This window comes from Paenibacillus taichungensis, from assembly GCF_013359905.1.
Lineage (GTDB): Bacteria > Bacillota > Bacilli > Paenibacillales > Paenibacillaceae > Paenibacillus > Paenibacillus taichungensis.
In genome coordinates this window covers 760,036-781,041 of the sequence record NZ_JABMCC010000115.1, presented here as the reverse complement: position 1 = coordinate 781,041, position 21,006 = coordinate 760,036, and the positions used below count along the sequence as shown (strand labels likewise).

Here is a 21,006-nt window from a genome sequence, read left to right as displayed (position 1 = left end):
TACGATTAAAAGTCAGTTATTTTATTTTAATAGACGTTTAATCGTCTTCAGCTTGTTATCGTATGGCGGATATAAAATAGATAAGTTCAATCTGGTGCTCTTTTTGAGCACACTTTTCATATGAGAGAAGGTCTCCAGGCTATACCGCCCGTGATACGAGCCAAGGCCGGAATGTCCTACCCCTCCAAACGGCAGACGTGGGTTGGCTACATGGGTAATCGTATCGTTAATGCATCCTCCCCCAAAAGAAACCTCTCGCATCACTTTATCTTGTAATTGTGTATCCGATGTAAAGAGATAGAGGGCCAGCGGTTTCGGCCGCTTCAAAATACCTGCAATCGCCTCATCAATATGGGAATAACTGATAATCGGCAGAATCGGACCGAAAATTTCGTCTTCCATCGTAGCTGCTTCCCACGATTCAGCATCAATAAATGTCGGTTCAATAAAACGGTCTTCCTCATCGGATTGACCACCATAGATGACATGAGCCTGATCACGTTCAATAAGAGTCGTGAGACGTTTGAAATGCGCCTTATTGACGATTCTCCCATAGTCACGATTATGCTGGATATCTGTCCCAAAGAACGCTTCCACTACTGCTTTCATTTCGGAGATCAACGAATCTTTCACCTGTTCATGCACAAGCAGATAATCTGGAGCGATGCAGGTCTGACCCGTATTGAGCAGCTTTCCCCATATAATACGCTGTGCAGCCACTTTAATATCTGCATGCTTATCCACGATGACCGGACTTTTACCGCCAAGCTCCAGCGTCACTGGAACGAGATTTTTGGCAGCGGCCTGCATGACGATTTTGCCAACGGGTACACTTCCTGTAAAAAAGATATAGTCAAAAGGCGCATTAATAAGCGCCGTGGTTGTATCTTTGGCTCCTTCGACCACGTGAACGTATGATGGTTCGAATACCGAGCTAATCATCTCGCGAATAACAGCTGATACGGCTGGTGTGTTCTCTGATGCTTTGAGTACTGCCGTATTGCCAGCTGCCAACGCGCCAACCAGGGGTTCAATTAACAGCTGGAATGGATAATTAAAAGGTCCAATAATCAATACCGCACCATATGGCTCAGGAATGATATAACTTTTAGACCCGATCAGCGCGAGTTGGGTTTTGACTTTAACCGGCTTGACCCATTTCTTCACTTGCCGAATGGTGTGCGTGATACTATCCAGCATGAATCCAATCTCTGTAGTATACGATTCGAACTCACTCTTGCCCAAATCCTGATAGAGCGCCTCAGTAAGACGGGACTCATACTTCTGAATCGCCTGTTTCAACCGGGTTAAATGTGTAATGCGAGACTCAGCCGAACGAGTAGCCCCTGAGCGAAAAAACTGCCGTTGCTGCTGTAAAATTTCTTCGACTTCATGTTCGCTTAATTCCTGCATGACACTCATATAATACAACTCCTTTTCCGAGTTAATGATGATTCGTTTAAACATACGAACATATAGTCCACATGCCTAGGCATGTTAACAACTCTTGCTTATAAGCACTCTTCTTCCAACGCCCCAACCAGTTCCTTCAATAATTCCACTGAAGACCTTAATGAAGCGGAATAATATCGTTGTGTGCCCTTCTGTTCTACAGAGATGAGCCCTTTTTCAAGCAATAACTTGAGATGATGAGATATAGCAGGTCGTGACAGGTTGAACTGTTCTGTAATTTCATTCACTGTCATGCTGCCCTTCTCACTAAGAGCAAGTAAAATCGCCTGACGATGATTGTCGCTAAGTACCTGGAATAAGGGGATGCAGGTTTGAAAAATAGATATCGCTTTTTGTCCCATAGTTTCACCTCTATATGTTCTACAGATATCACAGTTGTCATGACTGTTGGTTTAAACGTTTGAACCTAATGACTATAGTTTACTCCAGCATCTCGCTAACAGCAAGCTATATGCGATAGATTTTAGAACAACTTATATAAAGCGCTTCCATACTACCATACAAGTATGGTAGTATATCCTAGAAGGAGTTGAGATTATGGAATTTCCCCCTAGGTCTTCGTCCAAAGCCGAATTATTATCATCCTTAATAAACCCGTCTTCTCTGAACAAACAAACATTCTCTTCTCGTGAGGCGGTCTATACGACGTTGAAGCAGTTAATTCTGAGTTTAAAGCTGCCTCCCGGTACCGCCATCTCGGAGAAAGAGATCTCGCTTGAGTTCAATGTAAGTCGGACCCCTGTTCGAGAAAGCTTCGTCCGATTAGCGCAGGAAGGTCTGCTGGAAGTCTATCCGCAGCGAGGTACCTATGTATCTCTGATTCAGGTTGATCTTGTGGAGGAAGCACGTTTCATGCGTGAGCAGCTTGAGCGTGCCGTCATACGGCTCGCGTGTGTGCAATTTCCAGATGAACACATGAAAATACTGGAGCAGAACCTTGCGCAGCAGCAGGAATGCATACTTGAACCGGATGATGAACGAATGTTCGGATTGGATGAGGAATTCCATAGTACTCTCTTTGCAGGCTGTAACAAAAAAAACACCTGGTCCGTGATCCAGCATATGAACGTGCATCTGAACCGGAGTCGAATGCTCCGTCTGTCTTCGGATCATCATTGGGATCATTTGCTCGAACAGCATCGATCCATGGTTCAGGCGATACAACAGCACAATGCCCAAACGGCGGAGCACATTATGCAGGAACATCTGCATTTGACCGTTACGGATCTGGCTGTCCTGCGGGATACATACCCTTCCTATTTTCAATGATGATGGATCTACCTGTTCTTTAAACTAATCTTGATGAGGTGAATGTGATGAGAATGGTTTTTCGCTGGTTTGGAGAAGGCAATGATACCGTAACACTTGACCACATCCGGCAGATTCCCGGAGTCGAAGGTATTGTATGGGCGCTGCATGATGTTCCGGCAGGTGAGGAATGGCCCATGGACAAAATTCTGGCAGTCAAAGCTGCTGCAGATCAGGCTGGGTTACATCTGGATGTCGTTGAGAGTGTTAACATTCATGAAGACATCAAGCTCGGTCTGCCTACACGTGATCAATATATTGAGAATTACAAAAAAACGATGGAAAAACTCGCCCAGGTAGGCGTTAAAGTGATCTGTTACAACTTCATGCCGATCTTTGATTGGCTGCGTACCGATTTGCATAAGGAGATGGAAGATGGCTCTACCGCCCTCTTCTACGAGAATAGCAAAATCGCCGATATTGAACCGCTGGAATTGGTTCGACGCATCACTGAAAATTCCGCATTGACGATGCCTGGCTGGGAACCGGAACGATTGCAGTATTTAACAGGTCTGTTCGAAGCCTATAAGGATGTAACAGAGGAAGATATGTGGGAACACGCCCGTTATTTCCTGCAGGAGATCATTCCTACTGCTGAACGGTTAGGTATTCGAATGGCCATTCATCCGGATGATCCGCCTTGGCCAATCTTTGGACTGCCAAAGATTATTACGAGCCAAGACAATGTTCGCAGATATCTGAACTTGTATGATAGCCCTTACAATAGTGTAACGTTGTGCAGCGGCTCTCTTGGCGCTAATGCGAACAATGATATTATCGGTATGATCCACGAGTTCAAGGACCGTATTCCTTTTGCCCATATCCGTAATGTCAAAATCTACGATAATGGAGACTTTATCGAGACATCCCACCGCAGTCAGGATGGAAATGTCGATATTGCCGGTGTTGTGGAAGCCTATCACGATATTGGATTTGAAGGTTATGCACGGCCGGACCATGGACGTCATCTCTGGGGAGAGCAATGCAGACCTGGGTATGGACTCTATGATCGGGCTCTGGGAATTATGTATCTATGGGGCGTCTGGGACTCCCTGCAAAGGAGGTCAAAAGCATGAGTGACTTTGCCAAAGAAAGCTCAAGCCGTCTGGAAGGCAGAGTAGCTGTAATTACTGGTGGAGCAGGTGTTCTATGTCGTTCCATGGCTGAAGAGCTCGCACGCCATGGTGCAAGTGTAGCCATCCTGAACCGTACCGTATCCAAAGGGGAAGAAGTTGTTGCGGCAATCGAGGCTGCGGGTGGAAAAGCGATCGCTGTAGCTTGTGATGTGACCCAGGCCGATAGTGTAACAGCGGCAGCAGCTGTTGTTCAAGAGAAGCTTGGACCTTGCGATATCCTTATTAACGGAGCGGGTGGCAACAATGCCAGTGCCAATACCACCAATGAAATTTTCAGACAGGAAGATTTGCAACAGCCGGATATCACTACTTTTTTTGATGTAAGTGTCGAGGGATTCCGTCAGGTGATGGATCTGAATTTTGTCGGGTCCCTCATCCCTACCCAAATCTTCGCAAGACAAATGATTGAACGTGATGTTCCAGCTACTGTCATTAATATTTCGTCCATGAGTGCCCCTTCGCCGATGACCAAAGTTCCTGCGTATAGTGCAGCCAAAGCGGCGATTAACAATTTCACGCAATGGCTTGCGGTACATCTGGCCGAATCGGGAATCCGGGTAAACGCCATTGCACCAGGATTCTTCCTGACTGAACAAAATCGTAATCTGCTACTTAAGCCGGATGGCTCGCCGACCGAACGTTCAAGCAAAATCATTGCGCACACGCCAATGCGTCGCTTCGGCAAACCGGAAGATCTTCTAGGCACGCTGATGTGGCTGGCAGATGAAAGTCAGTCCGGTTTTGTTACAGGTACGGTTATTCCTGTGGATGGTGGGTTTATGGCGTACTCGGGTGTATAACCGCAATATTATTTACTTTTAATTGGCCTGACCGATTTAAAGATATGTATCGAATGATTAACCGAAGCCTGGAGCACTTAGCCAGGTTTCGGTTTTTTGCTTTCAAGAATAAGATTATCCAGCCTAGGAAAAGCTTGTTATAGACCACAAAATATGCTGAGTGGAATTAAAGAATGGCTTCAAGCATTCACATTTTCAATCTGTAAGATGAAGCGAAGGAAGGTGATACATACATGATGGAAGAAACATGGGTTGTTGCTGTGCGATCGATTATCGCCTTTCTGACCCTGATCATCTATACCCGGGTGCTGGGCAAACAACAAATGGGCAACTTGACGTATTTTGATTACATTAACGGTATTACGATCGGTTCCATCGCAGGTACATTTGCGACCGATCTCTCCTCCAAGGCATGGATTCATTTTGTGGCCTTGACCATTTTCACCATTATCACGATTATCTTTCAGTATATTACGTTGAAAAATCGTACCATCTCCAAACTGATGGACTCTGACCCTACACTGATCATCCAGAACGGTAAAATTCTCGAACAAAACCTGAGTAAAATGCGTGTGAAATTCGACGAATTGACCATGATGCTGCGGCAAAAAGATGTATTTGACATCACTACACTAGATTATGCCATTCTTGAACCGGACGGCAGTCTCTCTGTTGTGTTGAAACCCGAGAATCAACCTGTAACGGCCAAAGACATGCATATGCATCCTCCTAAAAATAAGCTAATGACCGAGATTATCATTGACGGTTTGCTGATTAAGCAAAATCTGGAGGAACGAAACAAAGATACAAATTGGCTCAGCGAGCAGCTTAAGAAGCAAAAAGTGACGATACAGGATATTGCTTTTGCCGCCATATTGCCTAACGATAAATTGTATATTGATCTATTTAAGGATAAGATCACTGAAAAAATCGATATGGGCGATTATGAGGGGCCTTTCTAAATTTACATGAAGGAGGCGATTGAATGAAATCGCGTTTCTGGTTGCTGTATGTGCTTCCGATCTGCCTCATTCTTGTGTTCGTTGCGATAATGGCAAGCGGAGCCCTTCTCAAAAAGCCCTTTGGTGCTGATGATCGCTTGCTTGAATCTGTACAAACATTGCAGAAACAGGTTGAGGGCAAACAATGGACTGAAGCCAAGTCCCAAATCGATTACGCGATGAAAGCCTGGGACAAGATCGTCAATCGCATACAGTTCAGTGTGGAGCGTGAGACGATTTACGATATTCTGGGTACCCTTGCACGGATGAAGGGCGGTATTGCCGCAGAGGACGATAAGGCGATCATGGAAGAAATTTATTACTTTTATGTGTTATGGGACAATCTTGGAGATTGACACGAAGACACACAAAAAGGCACTCTCCTTTAATAAAAGGAAGTGCCTTCTCTGTTTTTTTAAACATTACGCCCGCGCAATCCACGGGATTTTGAAGTGCGGGCGGAGCTTTCTTTTCGGAAAAAGAGCGTAAGTGCCCCCTTCGCACACCACAGTGCAAACAGTGCAAACAACGTTCCCCAGAACAGCGCTGGTAGAAATGTCTGCTGAGCGAGTTTGGCTGCATCCCCTGCCCGGGACGGCTGTGTCCAGGACATTAGCCCAACGTACATGGCGCTAACTACGGACTCTTCCAGCGTGAGGAAAGCCAATAATAAATAATAGAATTTCGCGATTTTGGCACCAAAGATCATAATCACAACATTCAGCGCACTAAAGCCTGTAAGCCAGAGCATGCCGAATTCTCCCCTTACATAGAAGAGAAGCGATACAAGAGCTACACCCGTCATAATGCCGAGCCCCCACATGTGCCGCCCTTTCCGGTAAAGATAGAATAGCAGCCAGGCAAAAAGGGACGCCGTGACATACCCCGCTAAGGAAACCAATATAGATCTGCCTGGTGTTAGCATGGATGAATATGTAACGCCGCTGTGATCTGCGTACAATTCAATACGCAATACTTTGCCCGATAACAACAGTGTTACCAGCGCATGGCCAAATTCGTGAATCATCGTATCCAGGTTACGGAACAATGAAGAAAAAGGTATAAAGCGAGTCAGTAGCGCCGAACCCACCAGAAACAGTATGGTTTTGAGCCATTTATTCAATCAGGTCCTACCTCCCTTGCCTCCAAGTAAAAATGCCTATCACTGTACTACGTCGCTACACTATAATCGTTTCGATCCGTGAAATGTGCGGCGCAATATTGCATCCACCAGCAGAAACTCCGGTTATGACCGATGAAAAAAGAAGACAGATCATACCGACCCGTTCCTGTCTCCAGTGTAGCAAGCAATCTGCTCCGCATCTTCGACAGCGCAAAGTTCACAAATCGATCGGCTGCCTCGTTTTGTACAAGTGTAACATAGGCATAAAGAGAATGATCTATCGGTTCATCGAGTGGGCTTACACCAGCGCAAGAAAACTCGGTACGTACGCCCGCTCTGTGAAGGAGAGTCAAGGTAGCGACAAGTTCAGCATCCACTTCGACATCGTTCCAAATCTCCGTCCTCTTCGCTGCCACGGTCTGCTTCTCGCGTTCCGTCCACTGCATTAACTCCAGCTTGCGTCTTCTCCATAGATGGGTAGGTTGCTGGCTTAACAGCACTTCCTGTTCTTCATGTAAATCCATAAGGCGTTTCCTCCCGTTCCCCGCATGATCTCCGTCACCTTGAACAACGAAAAGAGCACATCCCTGTGCTCTCTGCGTGGCCAAAGGCAAAGGAATGGCTGTGCCATTCCTCAGCATGTTGTATTATTGTACCTTTTTCGATGACAGGCATCAAATGGGTTTTCTTTTTCGTAAACTCTACTTGTTAATAAGCACAAACGCTATTCATTCAACGCCAGTTTCAGTGCCTCCAAATTCTGCCGCATTACACCGATGTAATCCATTCCAGCTGCGATTTCCTCTTCCGTCAATCCTTCAATTGGGTTCAACACAGCTGTTTTGGCTCCTACTTCGTTGGCGATAGTCTCTGACACTTTGGATGAAACCAACGTTTCGAAGAAAATCGTCTTCACCTGATGCTCCTTGGCAAAATCAATAACGGATGCCATTTGCGCTGCGGAAGGCTCTTGTTCAGGAGACAGACCGGCAATCGGTACTTGCTGAAGACCGTATTCCTGTGCAAGATAACCGAATGCAGCATGCTGTGTGATGAAATCTTTACGTTTGCTGTCTGCTACAGTTGCTTTGAAATCCTGATCTAGTGCCTCCAATTTGGCAATGTAGGCATCGGCATTTTGCTTGAATTGATCCGCATGTTCAGGTGCAGCCTGTGCGAGTCCAGCCTCAATATTCCGTACTTCCTTCACGGCAAGTGCAGGTGACAGCCAAACGTGGGGATCAAGTCCACCGTGATCATGATCATGTGTATGTCCTTCTTCTGCTTCAGCGTCATGATCGTGATCATGCTCCTCTGTTGTGGCTTCATCCGCATGATCATGCGTGTCCGTTGTATCGCCATGTTCGTGATCATGCTCATCTTCTTCCGATCCTTCCAGCAGATCAATCCCATGGCTTGCCTCTACTTGAATGAGTTTGGAGTTGCTCAGACTATCCGTAACTTGATCGATCCAGGATTCCATTCCCGCCCCATTATAGACAAGCACATCCGCTTTTTCGATGCTCGCCATATCCTGTGGTGTCGGCTCCCAATCATGCGGCTCCATGCCCGCAGGAACGAGTGTATGAACATTAGCCAGATCGCCAGCTACATTTTTGGTGAATTCGTACATTGGATAAAAGCTGACTTCAACGTTCAGTTTGGCTTCTTCAGTCTCGGCTGGTACCGGCGTGTTGGCCGAGCTGGTACTGGAATCGGAAGCGGACTGATTTTGTCCACAACCGGCTACGATAAGTGTAAGACTGAACAATAGAGCAAGAGCTGATTTTTTATTGAATTTCATGTGGCGTATTCTCCCTTGAATGTATGAATAGAGTTGCACGTTGTTGTTTTCTCTCTTTACGATGACGTTTACGGTTATATCGTCCAATCAGCTTTTGCGCTGATATTCCAATCAATAGAAAGACCAACAGGATAAGAGCAATCGTTCCTCCCGGTGGTGTGTTTAGATGGTAAGAGGTTGTCAGTCCGCTAAAGATACCGATTAATCCAGTGACGACTGCAATAAGGATCGCTGCTGTAAAGCTGCGTGACAATCTCAGTGCCAGGGCAGCGGGCAGTACGATTAAAGCAGACACAAGCAATACGCCAACAATCGGCATGGCTGAAGCAACAGTCATTCCTGTCAGGACAGCAAAGGCAAAGGATAAACCTTTAACCTGAATGCCTCCAATGGAAGCTGTCTCTTCATCAAACGTCAAATTGTACAGTGGCCTTCTGAGTACGATGAAAAAAATCAGTCCGATGACGCACACAGCCGCCATAATCCACAACTGCATATCACTAACGGCAACGATGGAACCGAACAGGTAAGAGCTAAATGTCTTGGACAGATTGGTTTTCAGACTCATGAGCACTACAGCAAGGGCCAGCCCCGACGTCATAATGATCGCTACAGGTACCTCGCTATATGTCAGGTAATTTCGCCGGAGTTGTTCCACCAACAATGCGCCGATAATCGCAATCGCAAATCCACAGATCACCGGATCTAGGTTCATCACTGAACCCAGGGCAACGCCTGCCAATGAAACATGGGATAACGTATCCGCCATCAGCACCTGACGCCGCAGCATCAGATAAACTCCTAAAATTGGAGCAATGACTCCGATCAGTCCGCCTGCCCAGAAAGCACGCTGCATGAATTCGTACTCAAACACTGCCATTCCTCACTTTCTTGCCGCTCCAGGGTAATCGTCCGGTCCAACCGGTTGCCCATTTCTTCTAATCCGTGGGTGACCATAACAATCGTCAGTCCATGGACGTCTGCATAATGGCGCATCAGATCATAGAACCCTTCACGGCTGCGCCGGTCCATGCCTGTAGTCGGCTCATCCAGTACAAGCACTTGCGGCTGGCCTGCCAATGCTCTGGCAATGCAGATTCGCTGCTTTTGTCCACCAGACAGTTCGCCAACCCTGGCGTTGCGGTATTCCCACATGCCGACTTCCCGCAAGCTTCGTTCCACAATGGCTTCCTGCTCGGATGTAAATCTGCGGAACAAACCGAGTTTGCGGTAACATCCGGATCGCACCAGTTCGATCACCGTACTGGGAAATCCACTGTTGAACGATGCTACCTGTTGGGGTACATATCCGATGTTCAGCTTACTGCCACGTACGGACTGTGCATTCATATGTACCGTGCCGCTCCAGGGCTGTAACAGCCCCAGCAGCAATTTCAGCATGGTTGTCTTCGCAGAACCATTTGGTCCTGTAATGCCGACAAACTCCCCCACATGGATATCCAGTGACAGCTGGTCAATGACTGGCTCTTTGCCGTATCCGAATACCACATCACGCATGGAAGATAGAATCATGGTTTTTCCTCTTTTCGTAATTATTACGATGTAAAAATGACAAAAAAAATTATCTTGTTTCCCGGTGAATGGTCATCTTCTTCAATCGTGGTGAATACTTCTTCAATTCGATCCGTTCCGGATGATTACGCTTGTTCTTGGTTGTTGTATAGTTGCGATCTCCGCACTCGGTGCAAGCTAAGGTTACAATGACTCTCATGGAAATGGCCTCCTTTGATTTATCTAATCGTAATTATTACTATTTAACGAGTTTAGCCCATGCTTTTACGTTTGTCAACTCCACGCAGGAAATGGATCTTTCAGTTCTCGCCAGTTCATTATCATCTCTTCGTCGGTTAGCAGTGTCTCATCTAACGTCCGTTCGATCTCCAGTCGGTCCATGTCTATCCCGATGAACACCAGCTTCGTAATCCGATCGCCCCACTGCTCATCCCAATCCGGAATAGGCGGAAGTGTATCACCAAAATGCATTTGTCGCTCTTCGTCACTCATCGCGCCTACCCACAACCCGGCTGGTCCCAACTGCTTGGATGTTCCCGCATGACTAAACGACACCGCCATATGGTTACGTGTAGCCAGCCACATTAGGCCCTTGGAACGAACAATACTCTCAGGCCATTTGGCAATCCAGCGCAGCAAACGCTCCGAATGAAACGGACGTTTCCGATGGTACACAAACGAGTGAATGCCATACTCCTCTGTCTCTGGTGTGTGTTCTTCCTTCATTAATTCGCGGATCCAGCCCGCAGACTGGCTTGCTTTTTCAAAATCAAACCGTCCGGTATTCAATATCTCCCTCGGGTCAATCTGTCCATATGTGGTGCGAATAAGTCGAGCTTCCGGCTGCATCGCGTGTAGTGCTTTCTCAAGTTTGAGCAGCTCGTCTTCCGTTACCAGATCACACTTGTTCAGAATCAGCACATCACAGAATTCAACCTGATCCGTCAGCAGATGAACGATCCCCCGTACATCTTCCTCTCCGGCTTCCTGCCCCCGATCCTTCAACGTTTCTTTGGAATAGAAGTCACGCCAGAACTGGGCAGCATCTACTACCGTTACCATCGTGTCGAGCCGCGTAAATTTCGTCAAATCAATCCCCAGCTCTTCATCAATATACGTAAATGTCTGGGCAACGGGGACTGGCTCTCCAATACCTGTCGATTCAATCAATATATAGTCAAAAGAACCATCCAGCGCAAGCCGCTCCACCTCTTTCAGTAAATCCTCACGCAGCGTGCAGCAGATGCAGCCATTGGACATCTCCACCAGCTTCTCATCAATACGTGACAATCCACCACCATCCCGGATCAAGCCAGCGTCAATATTAACTTCACTCAGATCATTCACAATGACAGCGACTCGCATACCCTCCCTATTGTGAAGCACATGGTTAAGCAATGTCGTTTTGCCTGCGCCCAGATATCCACTTAATACAGTCACCGGAACTCGGGGTTGTACCTGTTGTTCTGTCATTTCAATTACTCCCTTCCATTTATCCTCTTAAAACTAAAAAATCGGAATGCTATGTAGCTTCCACTCGACCGATGGGCTGAAAAATAATGATTAGTTAATAGTAATTATTACGATTAACGAAATAAACTATACCTGAACCTCGTTTCTTTTGTCAACATAACAAGTTTTGCTCCAAATATGTAAATCGTAAAAATGTTGATTAATTAATGAGAACGAGTATGATGCGGACGGTACAAGCATATATTTTAGCAAAGTCCCGGTTCTGGAGGTCTATCCCATGAAAATGGCAGCCAATCTTAAGCTCCTCTCATTCCTGATTCCCTGCGCATTTCTTGTTCCCGTGTTGATCACGATGGCTCCCAATCTGAAAGAAGCTTGGAACAGTGAAGCCTTTCAAAATATGAAAACGATATTCATCAGCATTTTTCTCGAAGCTGCTCCATTTCTGCTCATAGGGGTGCTGTTGTCTTCGCTAATGCAATGGTTTGTTTCTGAGGAAATGATTCGCAAACTAACGCCCAAGAACCCCGTCGGAGGTGTGCTGGTGGCGGGTCTGCTGGGAATCATTTTCCCGATCTGCGAATGTGGTATGATTCCGGTCGTTCGACGGTTGATGCATAAAGGCATGCCGCCCTATATCGCGGTGACCTTTATTCTTAGTGGCCCTGTTGTAAATCCAATTGTCTTTACCGCGACCCTGCTTGCTTTTCCTTCCCATCCCGAAATTACGATCGCCCGTATGGGACTGGCCTTTGCAGTTGCAGCTGCCATCGGCGGTCTGGTGTATATGTTCGTCCGTCAGAATCCTTTGCGCAAACCGAAGGCTACAGTGACGGAGGTCAAGACACATCCCGGATTTAAAATGGCACAGCCTCATTCCCATTCTGCCGATCATGATCACGTTCACGATAAAAACTGGCGCAGCTTTTTCATCCATGCGGGTGACGAATTTGTAGATATGAGCAAATATTTGGTGATTGGTGCTCTAATAACAGCCTGCATTCAAACCTTTATCAGCCGCAGTGATCTCATTTCTCTGGGTAATGGGCCTGTTGCCTCCTATGTCTTCATGATGGGTTTTGCGTATGTATTGTCTCTCTGTTCGACATCCGATGCGTTCGTAGCCTCAGCCTTCTCTCACACGTTTGCGTTGGGACCGCTGTTATCCTTTCTGGTTCTCGGTCCAATGCTTGATTTCAAAAGCACATTGATGCTGCTTTCCACCTTCCGCACCCGGTTTGTTATTGGCCTGAGCCTGGCCATTATTGCTTTGGTTTTCGCAGGGTCATGGTTGATTAACCTTTTGGTATGAGCATTTATGAATGTATTATCTGATCAAAAGAGGTGATTAAATGAACCATCCTGGTTATACAGCGACCAAAGCTCCGGTTACCAAATCTCATCCTATCCAATGGCATAACCTGATTCGTGCGCTGTGGATCAGCGGGCTCGCTGTATACATCATTCGTTTGAATTCAACGGATTCTCTTCATTATTACTTGGCTCCAACGATGCAGCGATTGCTTCTATGCTGCCCTGTTCCCTTTTTGCTTATTGCCGCCATCATGGCCTGGCACGGACTGTTTGGTACTAGCCAGCTCCATTGCCACTGTGAGCATCCACCTCCTTCAGTATGGGTACGCAGCTCGCTGATATATGGATTGATTGCCATTCCATTAATACTTGGTTTTCTTTTGCCGGATCAGGCACTAGGCAGTTCTATGGCCAGTAAGAAAGGCATGTCCCTAACGTATGGACCTCCGGAGATTCGTCGAAAAGAACCCTTACCTGATACAGCAGAACTGGACATTAAAGATCTATCCAAAAAAACTGCAAATGTTGAATCATCTGTGCCTGCCACGAAAGTACAATTTGTTCCCCCGGATGAGTATAGTCGTGAATTTGCTGAACTTGCAGAGAAGTTATATGCGGAATCTGTCATTAAGGTATATCCCGAAATCTTCTCCGAGACATTGGGGTCCATCGACATGTTTCAACGACAATTCGCAGGCAAGGCCATCAGCCTTACCGGGTTTGTATATCGAGACAAAAGCATGGAGCATGAATCTCATTTTGCATTAGGACGATTTCTTGTGATGTGCTGCCCGGCAGACGCTGCACCCTTTGGCGTGATGATTCATGTCCCGAATGCAGACAGCTTTCCTACAGACAGTTGGGTACAAATCGATGGCACCATTGGTTCTGCTCAAGTGAATGGCGAGGACACCATTGAGATTCGGGCGACGAAGGTAACTCCGGTTGATCAGCCATCCACCCCTTACATTTACACCAGTGCAGATTCAGTTGTGACGTATGATAATTTGCATAATAAATAAGAAAAAGCCCCGAAGCTATGGAATGCACAGCTTCGGGGCTTTAAATTCAATTCAGGCATAAGGTTAACCTTGTTTGCCTGATATATTATTCAGTTACGATATCATGCACCAATACCGGAGCATCGGCATGATCTGCAATGGTAATGTTTTCTTTGATCTTGGCGATTACGTCTGCTACGTCTTCACGATTCGCATGGATCGTTACGAGGGATTCGCCAGCTTTCACTTGGTCACCGACTTTTTTGTTGAGCATCAAGCCTACAGCAAGATCGATCTCGGATTCTTTTGTTGCACGGCCTGCGCCGAGCAGCATTGCAGCAGTACCGATTTCGTCAGCGACGATACCAGCTACATATCCGTCTTTATCTGCTGGTACTTCAACCAGATATTTCGCTTGTGGCAAGCGATCCGGGTGATCTACAACTGAAGCGTCTCCGCCTTGATTTGCCAGGAAGTCCTTGAATTTATCCAGCGCTTTACCGTTCTGGATCACTTCTTTCAATTTCTCCTCAGCATGCTCCAGGGAGTCTGCTTTACCAGCAAGGAATACCATTTGACGTCCAAGCGCCAGACAGAGTTCTTCCAGATCTTTCGGTCCTTTACCTTGCAACGTAAGGATGGCTTCTTTCACTTCAAGCGCGTTACCGATAGCGAGACCTAGTGGTTGGGACATATCGGAAATGACAGCCATCGTTTTACGTCCTACATTGTTACCGATGCTTACCATCGCATGTGCCAGTTCTTTTGCATCTTCAGTTGTCTTCATGAATGCACCAGCACCCGTTTTAACATCCAATACGATCGCATCGGCACCTGCTGCAATTTTCTTACTCATGATGGAGCTGGCAATCAGTGGGATGGAGTTAACGGTAGCTGTAACGTCACGCAATGCATAGAGCTTTTTGTCTGCCGGCGTAAGGTTTCCACTTTGACCGATAACGGCAACTTTATGTTCGTTAACGAGGCGGATGAACTCTTCTTTCTCAAGCTCCACGTGGAAACCTGCAACAGATTCCAGTTTGTCCGTTGTGCCACCAGTGTGACCCAATCCACGTCCGGACATTTTGGCAACTGGAACATCCAGAGCAGCAACAAGCGGTGCCAGTACCAGCGTTGTAGTATCACCAACGCCTCCCGTGGAGTGCTTGTCTACCTTGATACCTTCGATGGCAGACAGATCAATGGTCTCGCCCGAGTTTACCATGGACATCGTCAAATCTGCGCGTTCCTTGTCAGTCATATCCTTGAAGAATACAGCCATCGCCCAAGCGCTGACTTGATAATCAGGGATATCGCCTTGTGTATATCCTTGAACAACAAAGTCAATCTCAGCTGTTGTCAGTTCTTTTCCGTCGCGTTTCTTAGCAATAATGTCTACCATTCTCATGATGATCTCTCCTTCGTTGTGGGTGATTTGTATAGAACACTTTGTGCAGCATTCGTTCCGGCCCCGGATCGTTCTTTCGATCGCTGTTGTCTCCAAATTTCTTTGAATAACCTTTGATAAGGTTGAAATGCGGAGACAAAGGCGAACGCTTCGCTTCTTTAGAATCGATTCCGGGTCCTTCACTACGTGCTTAAAACAAAAGTTTCGATCAAAATCAAATAATGCTTAGCAACAATTACAGCGTAATTGCTGTTTCCAGTGCTACTACCATCATGTCGTTGAACGTTTTTTGGCGCTCTTCGGCGGAAGTCTCTTCACCCGTCAGCAAGTGGTCACTTACTGTCAGGATCGTGAGTGCGTTTACGCCAAATTTGGCTGCGAGTGTGTACAGTGCAGTTGTTTCCATCTCAACGCCTAGTACGCCGTGCTGCATCAATTTCTCAGTCACGGAACGGTCGTCACGATAGAAGGAATCGGAACTGAACACGTTTCCGACATGGATTTTCATGCCTTTGGCAGTTGCGCGGTCATAGGCTTCTTTCAGCAGGGAGAACGACGCGATCGGGGAGAAATCATATCCGCCGAATACGAGCTTGTTCATGCTGGAATCGGTACATGAAGCTTGAGCAAGGATAACATCACGAACACGTACATGTTCTTGCATACCTCCGCAAGTTCCAACACGAATTAGGTTTTTCACACCATATTCGCTGATCAGTTCGTTGGCATAGATGCTGAACGATGGAATCCCCATGCCCGAGCCTTGTACTGAGATACGGTGTCCTTGATATGTACCCGTGAATCCGAGCATTCCGCGAACTTCGTTGTAACAAACAACATCTTCAAGATACGTATCTGCAATAAATTTTGCACGCAGTGGATCTCCTGGCAAAAGGATTGTTTCTGCAATATCTCCGGGTTTAGCTCCAATATGTGTACTCATGATTAAATCTCCTCCAGTTATCCATATGATTGAATGAAAGTCAGGAACCGGAGCAGCCGAAGCTGCCCCCGTGGTCATCCTGTCCGACTTTGTGTTTCAAGAAAATATCAGATTTCCCCATGTTCAGTTAAAGATAAGAATGTTGACTATTTCAAATCTTTCAGGAAGCTTGTACCATATTCCGGCAGTTTCACTCCGAAGTTCTCAGCTACTGTTGCTCCAACATCAGCAAACGTGCTGCGCAGTTCAAGCTTTTTACCCTCGTTGAAGCGTGGAGAGTAAACAAGCAGTGGCACATACTCACGTGTATGGTCCGTGCCGCGGTAGGTTGGGTCATTACCATGGTCAGCTGTGATGAGCAGCAGATCATCGTCTGTCATTTTGCTGAAGATCTCTGGCAGTCGAGCATCATACTCTTCAAGTGCCTGAGCGTAGCCTTGTGGATCACGACGGTGACCGAACAGGGCGTCGAAGTCAACCAGGTTCAGGAAGCTGAGTCCGGTGAAATCTTCATCCATCGTTTCGGACAGTTTGTCCATGCCATCCATATTGGAGACAGTACGTACAGTCTTGGTTACACCTTCTCCATCGTAGATATCTGCGATTTTACCCAGAGCGATGACATCAAAACCACCATCTTTGAGTTCATTCATAACGGTACGTCCAAACGGTTTGAGCGCATAATCATGACGATTCGCTGTACGCTTCCAGTCACCAGCTTCACCTACGAATGGACGTGCAATAATACGACCCAGCATATACGGATCTTCAAGTGTAATTTCACGGCAGAACTCACAGATCTCATACAGTTCCTTCAATGGAACAACGTCCTCATGTGCTGCAATTTGCAGAACCGAATCCGCGGATGTGTACACAATAAGCGCGCCAGTTTCAACATGCTCCGCACCCAGCTCATCCAGAATTTCCGTGCCGCTGGCCGGTTTATTCCCAATCACTTTACGGCCTGTTTTTTCTTCAATGCGCTGAATTAACTCATCCGGGAACCCGTCTGGGAACACACGGAATGGCGTATCAATGTACAGGCCCATCAGTTCCCAGTGACCCGTCATAGTGTCTTTGCCTCTGGATGCTTCCTGCATTTTGGTGTAAAAAGCTTTTGGTGCGTCCGCTACAGGCACACCTTCAATTTCCTTAATATTGGACAGTCCAAGACTGGCCATATGCGGCATCTTCAATCCTCCGCGTTCACGTGCAATGTGACCAAAGGTATCGACGTCGAAATCATCGAATTCCGCTGCATCCGGCGCTTCACCAATTCCCACTGAATCCATAACGATTAAATGTACTCTTTTGAATGTTGACATAACTTAAGCACTCCTTCCAATAATCCGGCTTTACAAGAACAGTCCGGCGATGATCGCAGACAGTACGCTGACGAGCGATGCACCGTAAAGCAGTTTCAGACCGAAGCGGGCCACCACATTACCTTGTTTTTCATGAAGTCCCTTCACCGCACCGGCAATAATACCGATTGAGGAGAAGTTCGCGAACGATACGAGGAAGACGGATACGATCCCTGTTGTTCTAGCAGACAAAGTAGTCTGTTTGGTCAGATCAAGCATGGCAACGAATTCGTTGGATACCATTTTGGTAGCCATAATACTTCCCGCCTGAATCGCTTCTTTCCAAGGAACACCCATAATGAAGGCAAATGGTGCAAACACATAACCAAGCAGTTCCTGGAACGAAATGCCGAGCACTGCACTGAAGATCCCGTTAACCAGTGCGATCAGAGCAACAAAACCGATTAACATTGCAGCTACGACGATAGCAACTTTGAAACCATCCAGAATGTACTCACCCAACATTTCGAAGAAGGATTGTTTTTCCTCTTCCTGTACTTCCAATATATCTTCTTCCGGAGAAACCTCATAAGGATTCACGATGGAAGCGATGATAAAACCGCCAAACAGGTTCAGCACAAGTGCCGTAACCACATACTTCGGATCAATCATGGACATATAGGCACCGACAATGGACATCGATACCGTGGACATCGCCGAGGCACATAAAGTGTACAGTCGATGTTTAGGCAGCAACCCAATTTGTTTTTTCACAGAAATGAACACTTCAGATTGCCCCAATACAGCCGAAGCAACCGCGTTATATGATTCCAGTTTGCCCATTCCGTTGACTTTGCTTAATACCAGACCAATATATTTTATAACAAAAGGCAAGATTCGGATATACTGCAATATCCCAATGAGCGCTGAGATAACGACGATCGGCATCAATACACTGAGGAAGAACGGCGCGCCCCCACTGTCTGCACCAACGGTAGTCAAACCACCGAATACAAATGAAATACCGTCATTCGCATAGCCAAGCAAACTTTCAAATACGGTCGCGAAACCGCCAATCAAAAATGTACCCACTTCTGTGTTCAATAATGCGTATCCCAATATTACTTGCAAAACAATCATGATGATTAGCGGACGATATCTGATCTTCTTCTTACCGTTGCTGACCAGATAAGCCAGTCCAAAGACAACAAGTATACCAAGAAGGGCAATTAGGAATTTCATTCTATCTCTCCTTTGAAGGTAGTTAAGCCGGATGTTTATTCAGCTCAAAGGTTTCCCATATATGTGATGAATTAACCTTTCAGAAAACGGTTGAAGCGCTTACAATAAATTCGGTTTTTTATGATTGGGTTTTATTTAAAATATAAATTTGGATCAGCTTTAAAACTTGTTCTTCACATCCATCGAGAGATATGAAGAACAAGTTAAATCATTTTAAAGCATCCAAGCATTCCATCTAGTGAAATTTATCGAGCCAATTACTCACGAATTAATAATTAGATGTAGATTGTTCGCCTTGCATGATTTTCACACCGGAACTGGCGCCAATCCGAGTTGCTCCTGCATCGATCATTTTTTGCATGTCTTCCAGACTACGCACGCCGCCGGAAGCTTTAACGCCTACATCCGGACCTACGGTACGACGCATCAAAGCGATATCTTCTGGTGTTGCTCCACCCGTAGAGAAACCTGTGGAGGTTTTGACAAAATCAGCCCCAGCTTTTACCGCTGCCTGACATGCACGTACTTTCTCTTCATCCGTCAACAGACAAGTTTCAATAATGACTTTCACCAAAGCTTTACCCGCTGCTGCTTCAACAACTGCACGGATATCCTGTTCAACAACATCATCTTTGCCATCTTTCAAAGCACTAATGTTGATGACCATATCCACCTCAGTAGCACCTTTGGCGATGGCATCTTTAGTTTCAAATGCTTTGGTCTCGGAAGTGGAAGCTCCCAGAGGGAAACCGATAACAGTACAAATATCGACGCCAGTACCTTGAAGCTGTTCAGCAGCATAAGCAACCCAGCCCGGGTTAACACATACAGAAGCAAATTGATATTGTTTCGCTTCTTCGGTCAATTTGGCCATTTCACTTTGTGTTGCATCTGCACGAAGCAAGGTATGATCTATCATTTTGGCTAATTGTGGTGTAGTCAATTCAATCTCCCCTTATCTGAACTAGTTATTTTCTATATCCCTACCCTAACATGAACATATGTAAAAATCAATATGAACTTTTGTTCAACCTTGAAATTTAAACACATTCCATGGAAACTTCACTAAACAAACGACTTCGCTTACTGGGAGGAATCGTATAATATAGCTTCTGCCTAAGAAAGCAAAACATCCGCCCATGTCGCGTGGCAGATGTTGTCATCCATTGCATTATAATCGAAGCAAAGCCTGAGCTGTGTATTGATCTGTTACCAAAATGTTGGCGTAATGACCTTTGAGCGCAGCATGAATGGCTTCTATTTTACGTTTTCCCCCGGCCACGAGAATCGATTTTTCCTTATTTCGCAGCTCAGCCAGATCAATTCCGACGGTTCTGTTGTTAATTTCTTCACTGATCAACCGGCCCTCGGCATCAAAAAAACGTGAACAAATGTCACCTGCACCTGAATGCATCAGCAATTGCTGTTCTTCATCATTAAAGTACCCCAGTCTGAACAAAAGTGCATCTTCCTTCACTGTACCTACGGTAAACATGGCAATATTCGCCTGTCGGCCAAGTTCCACAATTCTGCCAATATGTCGGTCTGCTTCTACCATTTTCTTGACTTCAATGTTGTCGAAGATCACGGGCAAAGGCAAATATCGGGGAACCGTATGGAAAGCTTCCGCAAATAAATGAACAATTTCTGCCGCATACGTATTCACATGGGAATGGCTTACGCCTCCCTTAAGTTGAACCACTTCGACGCCTTTGACCTGCTTGGGACGAAGCTGACGGGCGACGGCGTTCATCGTTGTCCCCCAGGTTACCCCAATAATGTCCGCATCCTGAACCGTATCTTGTAAGTAATCTGCTGCTCTTTTACTAATATGTTTCAAAATTTCTTCATCACTCTTTAACGGGGCAAAACATACAAGCGCAGTATCCAGATTATACTTGGCTTTGAGTTCCCCGGCGATAATGTCGATATCCTCCAGCGGGTCCATAATTTCAATGCGAACGTAACCACGATCTTTCGCGTACTGAAGTAATCTTGATACCGTTGGACGTGACACGCCCAGCCTGACCGCAATATCCTGCTGGCTGTAATCCGATTGATAATACAATTTCGCTGCTTCAATGCTTAATCGTTGCTTCTCCAGATCCATTCCCATATGCGCTCATCTCACTCATCCCTAGTA

General features: G+C 46.1%; 22 protein-coding genes. 7 read left to right on the top strand and 15 right to left on the bottom strand.

Annotated elements, in window-relative coordinates; translation table 11 throughout:
• Positions 1-21: 21 nt before the first annotated feature.
• Together HP548_RS22625 and HP548_RS22620 are read right to left on the bottom strand one after the other, a co-directional pair.
• On the bottom strand, positions 22-1,413 hold the full coding sequence (locus tag HP548_RS22625) for an aldehyde dehydrogenase (protein WP_175382984.1): 1,392 nt from the start codon (positions 1,411-1,413) through the stop codon (positions 22-24).
• Between the two features lie 98 nt (positions 1,414-1,511).
• Positions 1,512-1,814, bottom strand: coding sequence for an ArsR/SmtB family transcription factor (locus tag HP548_RS22620; protein ID WP_076288684.1), 303 nt, complete (start codon positions 1,812-1,814; stop codon positions 1,512-1,514).
• Between the two features lie 196 nt (positions 1,815-2,010).
• Here HP548_RS22620 and HP548_RS22615 point away from each other — a divergent pair, with 196 nt between their 5' ends.
• From HP548_RS22615 to HP548_RS22595, 5 genes are all read left to right on the top strand, one after another.
• Complete coding sequence (locus HP548_RS22615) at positions 2,011-2,742, top strand: GntR family transcriptional regulator (protein ID WP_175382934.1); 732 nt, start codon at positions 2,011-2,013, stop codon at positions 2,740-2,742.
• Positions 2,743-2,789: 47 nt separating this feature from the next.
• On the top strand, positions 2,790-3,857 hold the full coding sequence (gene uxuA / locus HP548_RS22610; RefSeq protein ID WP_099853880.1) for a mannonate dehydratase: 1,068 nt from the start codon (positions 2,790-2,792) through the stop codon (positions 3,855-3,857).
• Complete coding sequence (locus HP548_RS22605; RefSeq protein WP_175382933.1) at positions 3,854-4,717, top strand: SDR family oxidoreductase; 864 nt, start codon at positions 3,854-3,856, stop codon at positions 4,715-4,717. The genes uxuA and HP548_RS22605 overlap by 4 nt, the downstream gene beginning before the upstream one ends.
• A gap of 236 nt (positions 4,718-4,953) precedes the next feature.
• Positions 4,954-5,679, top strand: a complete 726-nt coding sequence (locus HP548_RS22600) for a DUF421 domain-containing protein (protein WP_076288900.1) — start codon at positions 4,954-4,956, stop codon at positions 5,677-5,679.
• 23 nt (positions 5,680-5,702) lie between these two features.
• Positions 5,703-6,074 carry a DUF4363 family protein gene (locus HP548_RS22595; RefSeq protein WP_175382932.1) on the top strand — a complete coding sequence of 124 codons (372 nt, stop codon included), beginning with the start codon at positions 5,703-5,705 and terminating at the stop codon, positions 6,072-6,074.
• A gap of 59 nt (positions 6,075-6,133) precedes the next feature.
• On the opposite strand, the gene HP548_RS22590 is transcribed toward HP548_RS22595, so the two are convergent.
• The 7 genes from HP548_RS22590 to HP548_RS22560 all read right to left on the bottom strand — a co-directional run bounded on the left by HP548_RS22590 (position 6,134) and on the right by HP548_RS22560 (position 11,651).
• Entirely contained in the window at positions 6,134-6,841 is a 708-nt protein-coding gene (locus tag HP548_RS22590; protein ID WP_175382931.1) for a M50 family metallopeptidase, read from the bottom strand.
• A gap of 47 nt (positions 6,842-6,888) precedes the next feature.
• A complete protein-coding gene (locus HP548_RS22585; protein WP_175382930.1) occupies positions 6,889-7,365 on the bottom strand; it encodes a hypothetical protein in 477 nt (158 codons plus the stop codon).
• A 200-nt stretch (positions 7,366-7,565) separates the two neighbouring features.
• Complete coding sequence (locus HP548_RS22580) at positions 7,566-8,645, bottom strand: metal ABC transporter substrate-binding protein (protein WP_175382929.1); 1,080 nt, start codon at positions 8,643-8,645, stop codon at positions 7,566-7,568.
• Complete coding sequence (locus HP548_RS22575) at positions 8,632-9,525, bottom strand: metal ABC transporter permease (protein ID WP_175382928.1); 894 nt, start codon at positions 9,523-9,525, stop codon at positions 8,632-8,634. The genes HP548_RS22580 and HP548_RS22575 overlap by 14 nt, the downstream gene beginning before the upstream one ends.
• Positions 9,471-10,178, bottom strand: coding sequence for a metal ABC transporter ATP-binding protein (locus HP548_RS22570; protein WP_175382927.1), 708 nt, complete (start codon positions 10,176-10,178; stop codon positions 9,471-9,473). Before HP548_RS22570 ends, HP548_RS22575 begins: the two co-directional genes overlap by 55 nt.
• A gap of 49 nt (positions 10,179-10,227) precedes the next feature.
• Positions 10,228-10,377: a 50S ribosomal protein L33 gene (gene rpmG, locus HP548_RS22565; protein WP_024631975.1), complete on the bottom strand. Its 150-nt coding sequence runs from the start codon at positions 10,375-10,377 to the stop codon at positions 10,228-10,230.
• A gap of 74 nt (positions 10,378-10,451) precedes the next feature.
• A complete protein-coding gene (locus HP548_RS22560) occupies positions 10,452-11,651 on the bottom strand; it encodes a GTP-binding protein (protein WP_175382926.1) in 1,200 nt (399 codons plus the stop codon).
• A 277-nt stretch (positions 11,652-11,928) separates the two neighbouring features.
• On the opposite strand from HP548_RS22560, the gene HP548_RS22555 reads away from it, so the two are divergent.
• On the top strand, positions 11,929-12,963 hold the full coding sequence (locus HP548_RS22555) for a permease (RefSeq protein ID WP_076288675.1): 1,035 nt from the start codon (positions 11,929-11,931) through the stop codon (positions 12,961-12,963).
• Positions 12,964-13,003: 40 nt separating this feature from the next.
• Positions 13,004-13,987, top strand: a complete 984-nt coding sequence (locus HP548_RS22550; RefSeq protein ID WP_175382925.1) for a TIGR03943 family putative permease subunit — start codon at positions 13,004-13,006, stop codon at positions 13,985-13,987.
• Positions 13,988-14,072: 85 nt separating this feature from the next.
• On the opposite strand, the gene HP548_RS22545 is transcribed toward HP548_RS22550, so the two are convergent.
• The 6 genes from HP548_RS22545 to HP548_RS22520 form a co-directional block, all read right to left on the bottom strand.
• A complete protein-coding gene (locus tag HP548_RS22545) occupies positions 14,073-15,374 on the bottom strand; it encodes a pyrimidine-nucleoside phosphorylase (RefSeq protein ID WP_175382924.1) in 1,302 nt (433 codons plus the stop codon).
• Positions 15,375-15,609: 235 nt separating this feature from the next.
• Positions 15,610-16,317 carry a purine-nucleoside phosphorylase gene (deoD, locus tag HP548_RS22540; RefSeq protein WP_076288673.1) on the bottom strand — a complete coding sequence of 236 codons (708 nt, stop codon included), beginning with the start codon at positions 16,315-16,317 and terminating at the stop codon, positions 15,610-15,612.
• Positions 16,318-16,463: 146 nt separating this feature from the next.
• The gene (gene deoB, locus HP548_RS22535) at positions 16,464-17,642 is read right to left on the bottom strand and encodes a phosphopentomutase (RefSeq protein ID WP_175382923.1); all 1,179 of its coding nucleotides are present in this window, start codon (positions 17,640-17,642) and stop codon (positions 16,464-16,466) included.
• 30 nt (positions 17,643-17,672) lie between these two features.
• Entirely contained in the window at positions 17,673-18,863 is a 1,191-nt protein-coding gene (locus HP548_RS22530; protein ID WP_113054646.1) for a NupC/NupG family nucleoside CNT transporter, read from the bottom strand.
• Between the two features lie 268 nt (positions 18,864-19,131).
• Positions 19,132-19,782 carry a deoxyribose-phosphate aldolase gene (deoC, locus tag HP548_RS22525; RefSeq protein ID WP_063563980.1) on the bottom strand — a complete coding sequence of 217 codons (651 nt, stop codon included), beginning with the start codon at positions 19,780-19,782 and terminating at the stop codon, positions 19,132-19,134.
• 252 nt (positions 19,783-20,034) lie between these two features.
• Positions 20,035-20,973, bottom strand: a complete 939-nt coding sequence (locus HP548_RS22520) for a sugar-binding transcriptional regulator (protein WP_053780650.1) — start codon at positions 20,971-20,973, stop codon at positions 20,035-20,037.
• Positions 20,974-21,006 lie beyond the last annotated feature (33 nt).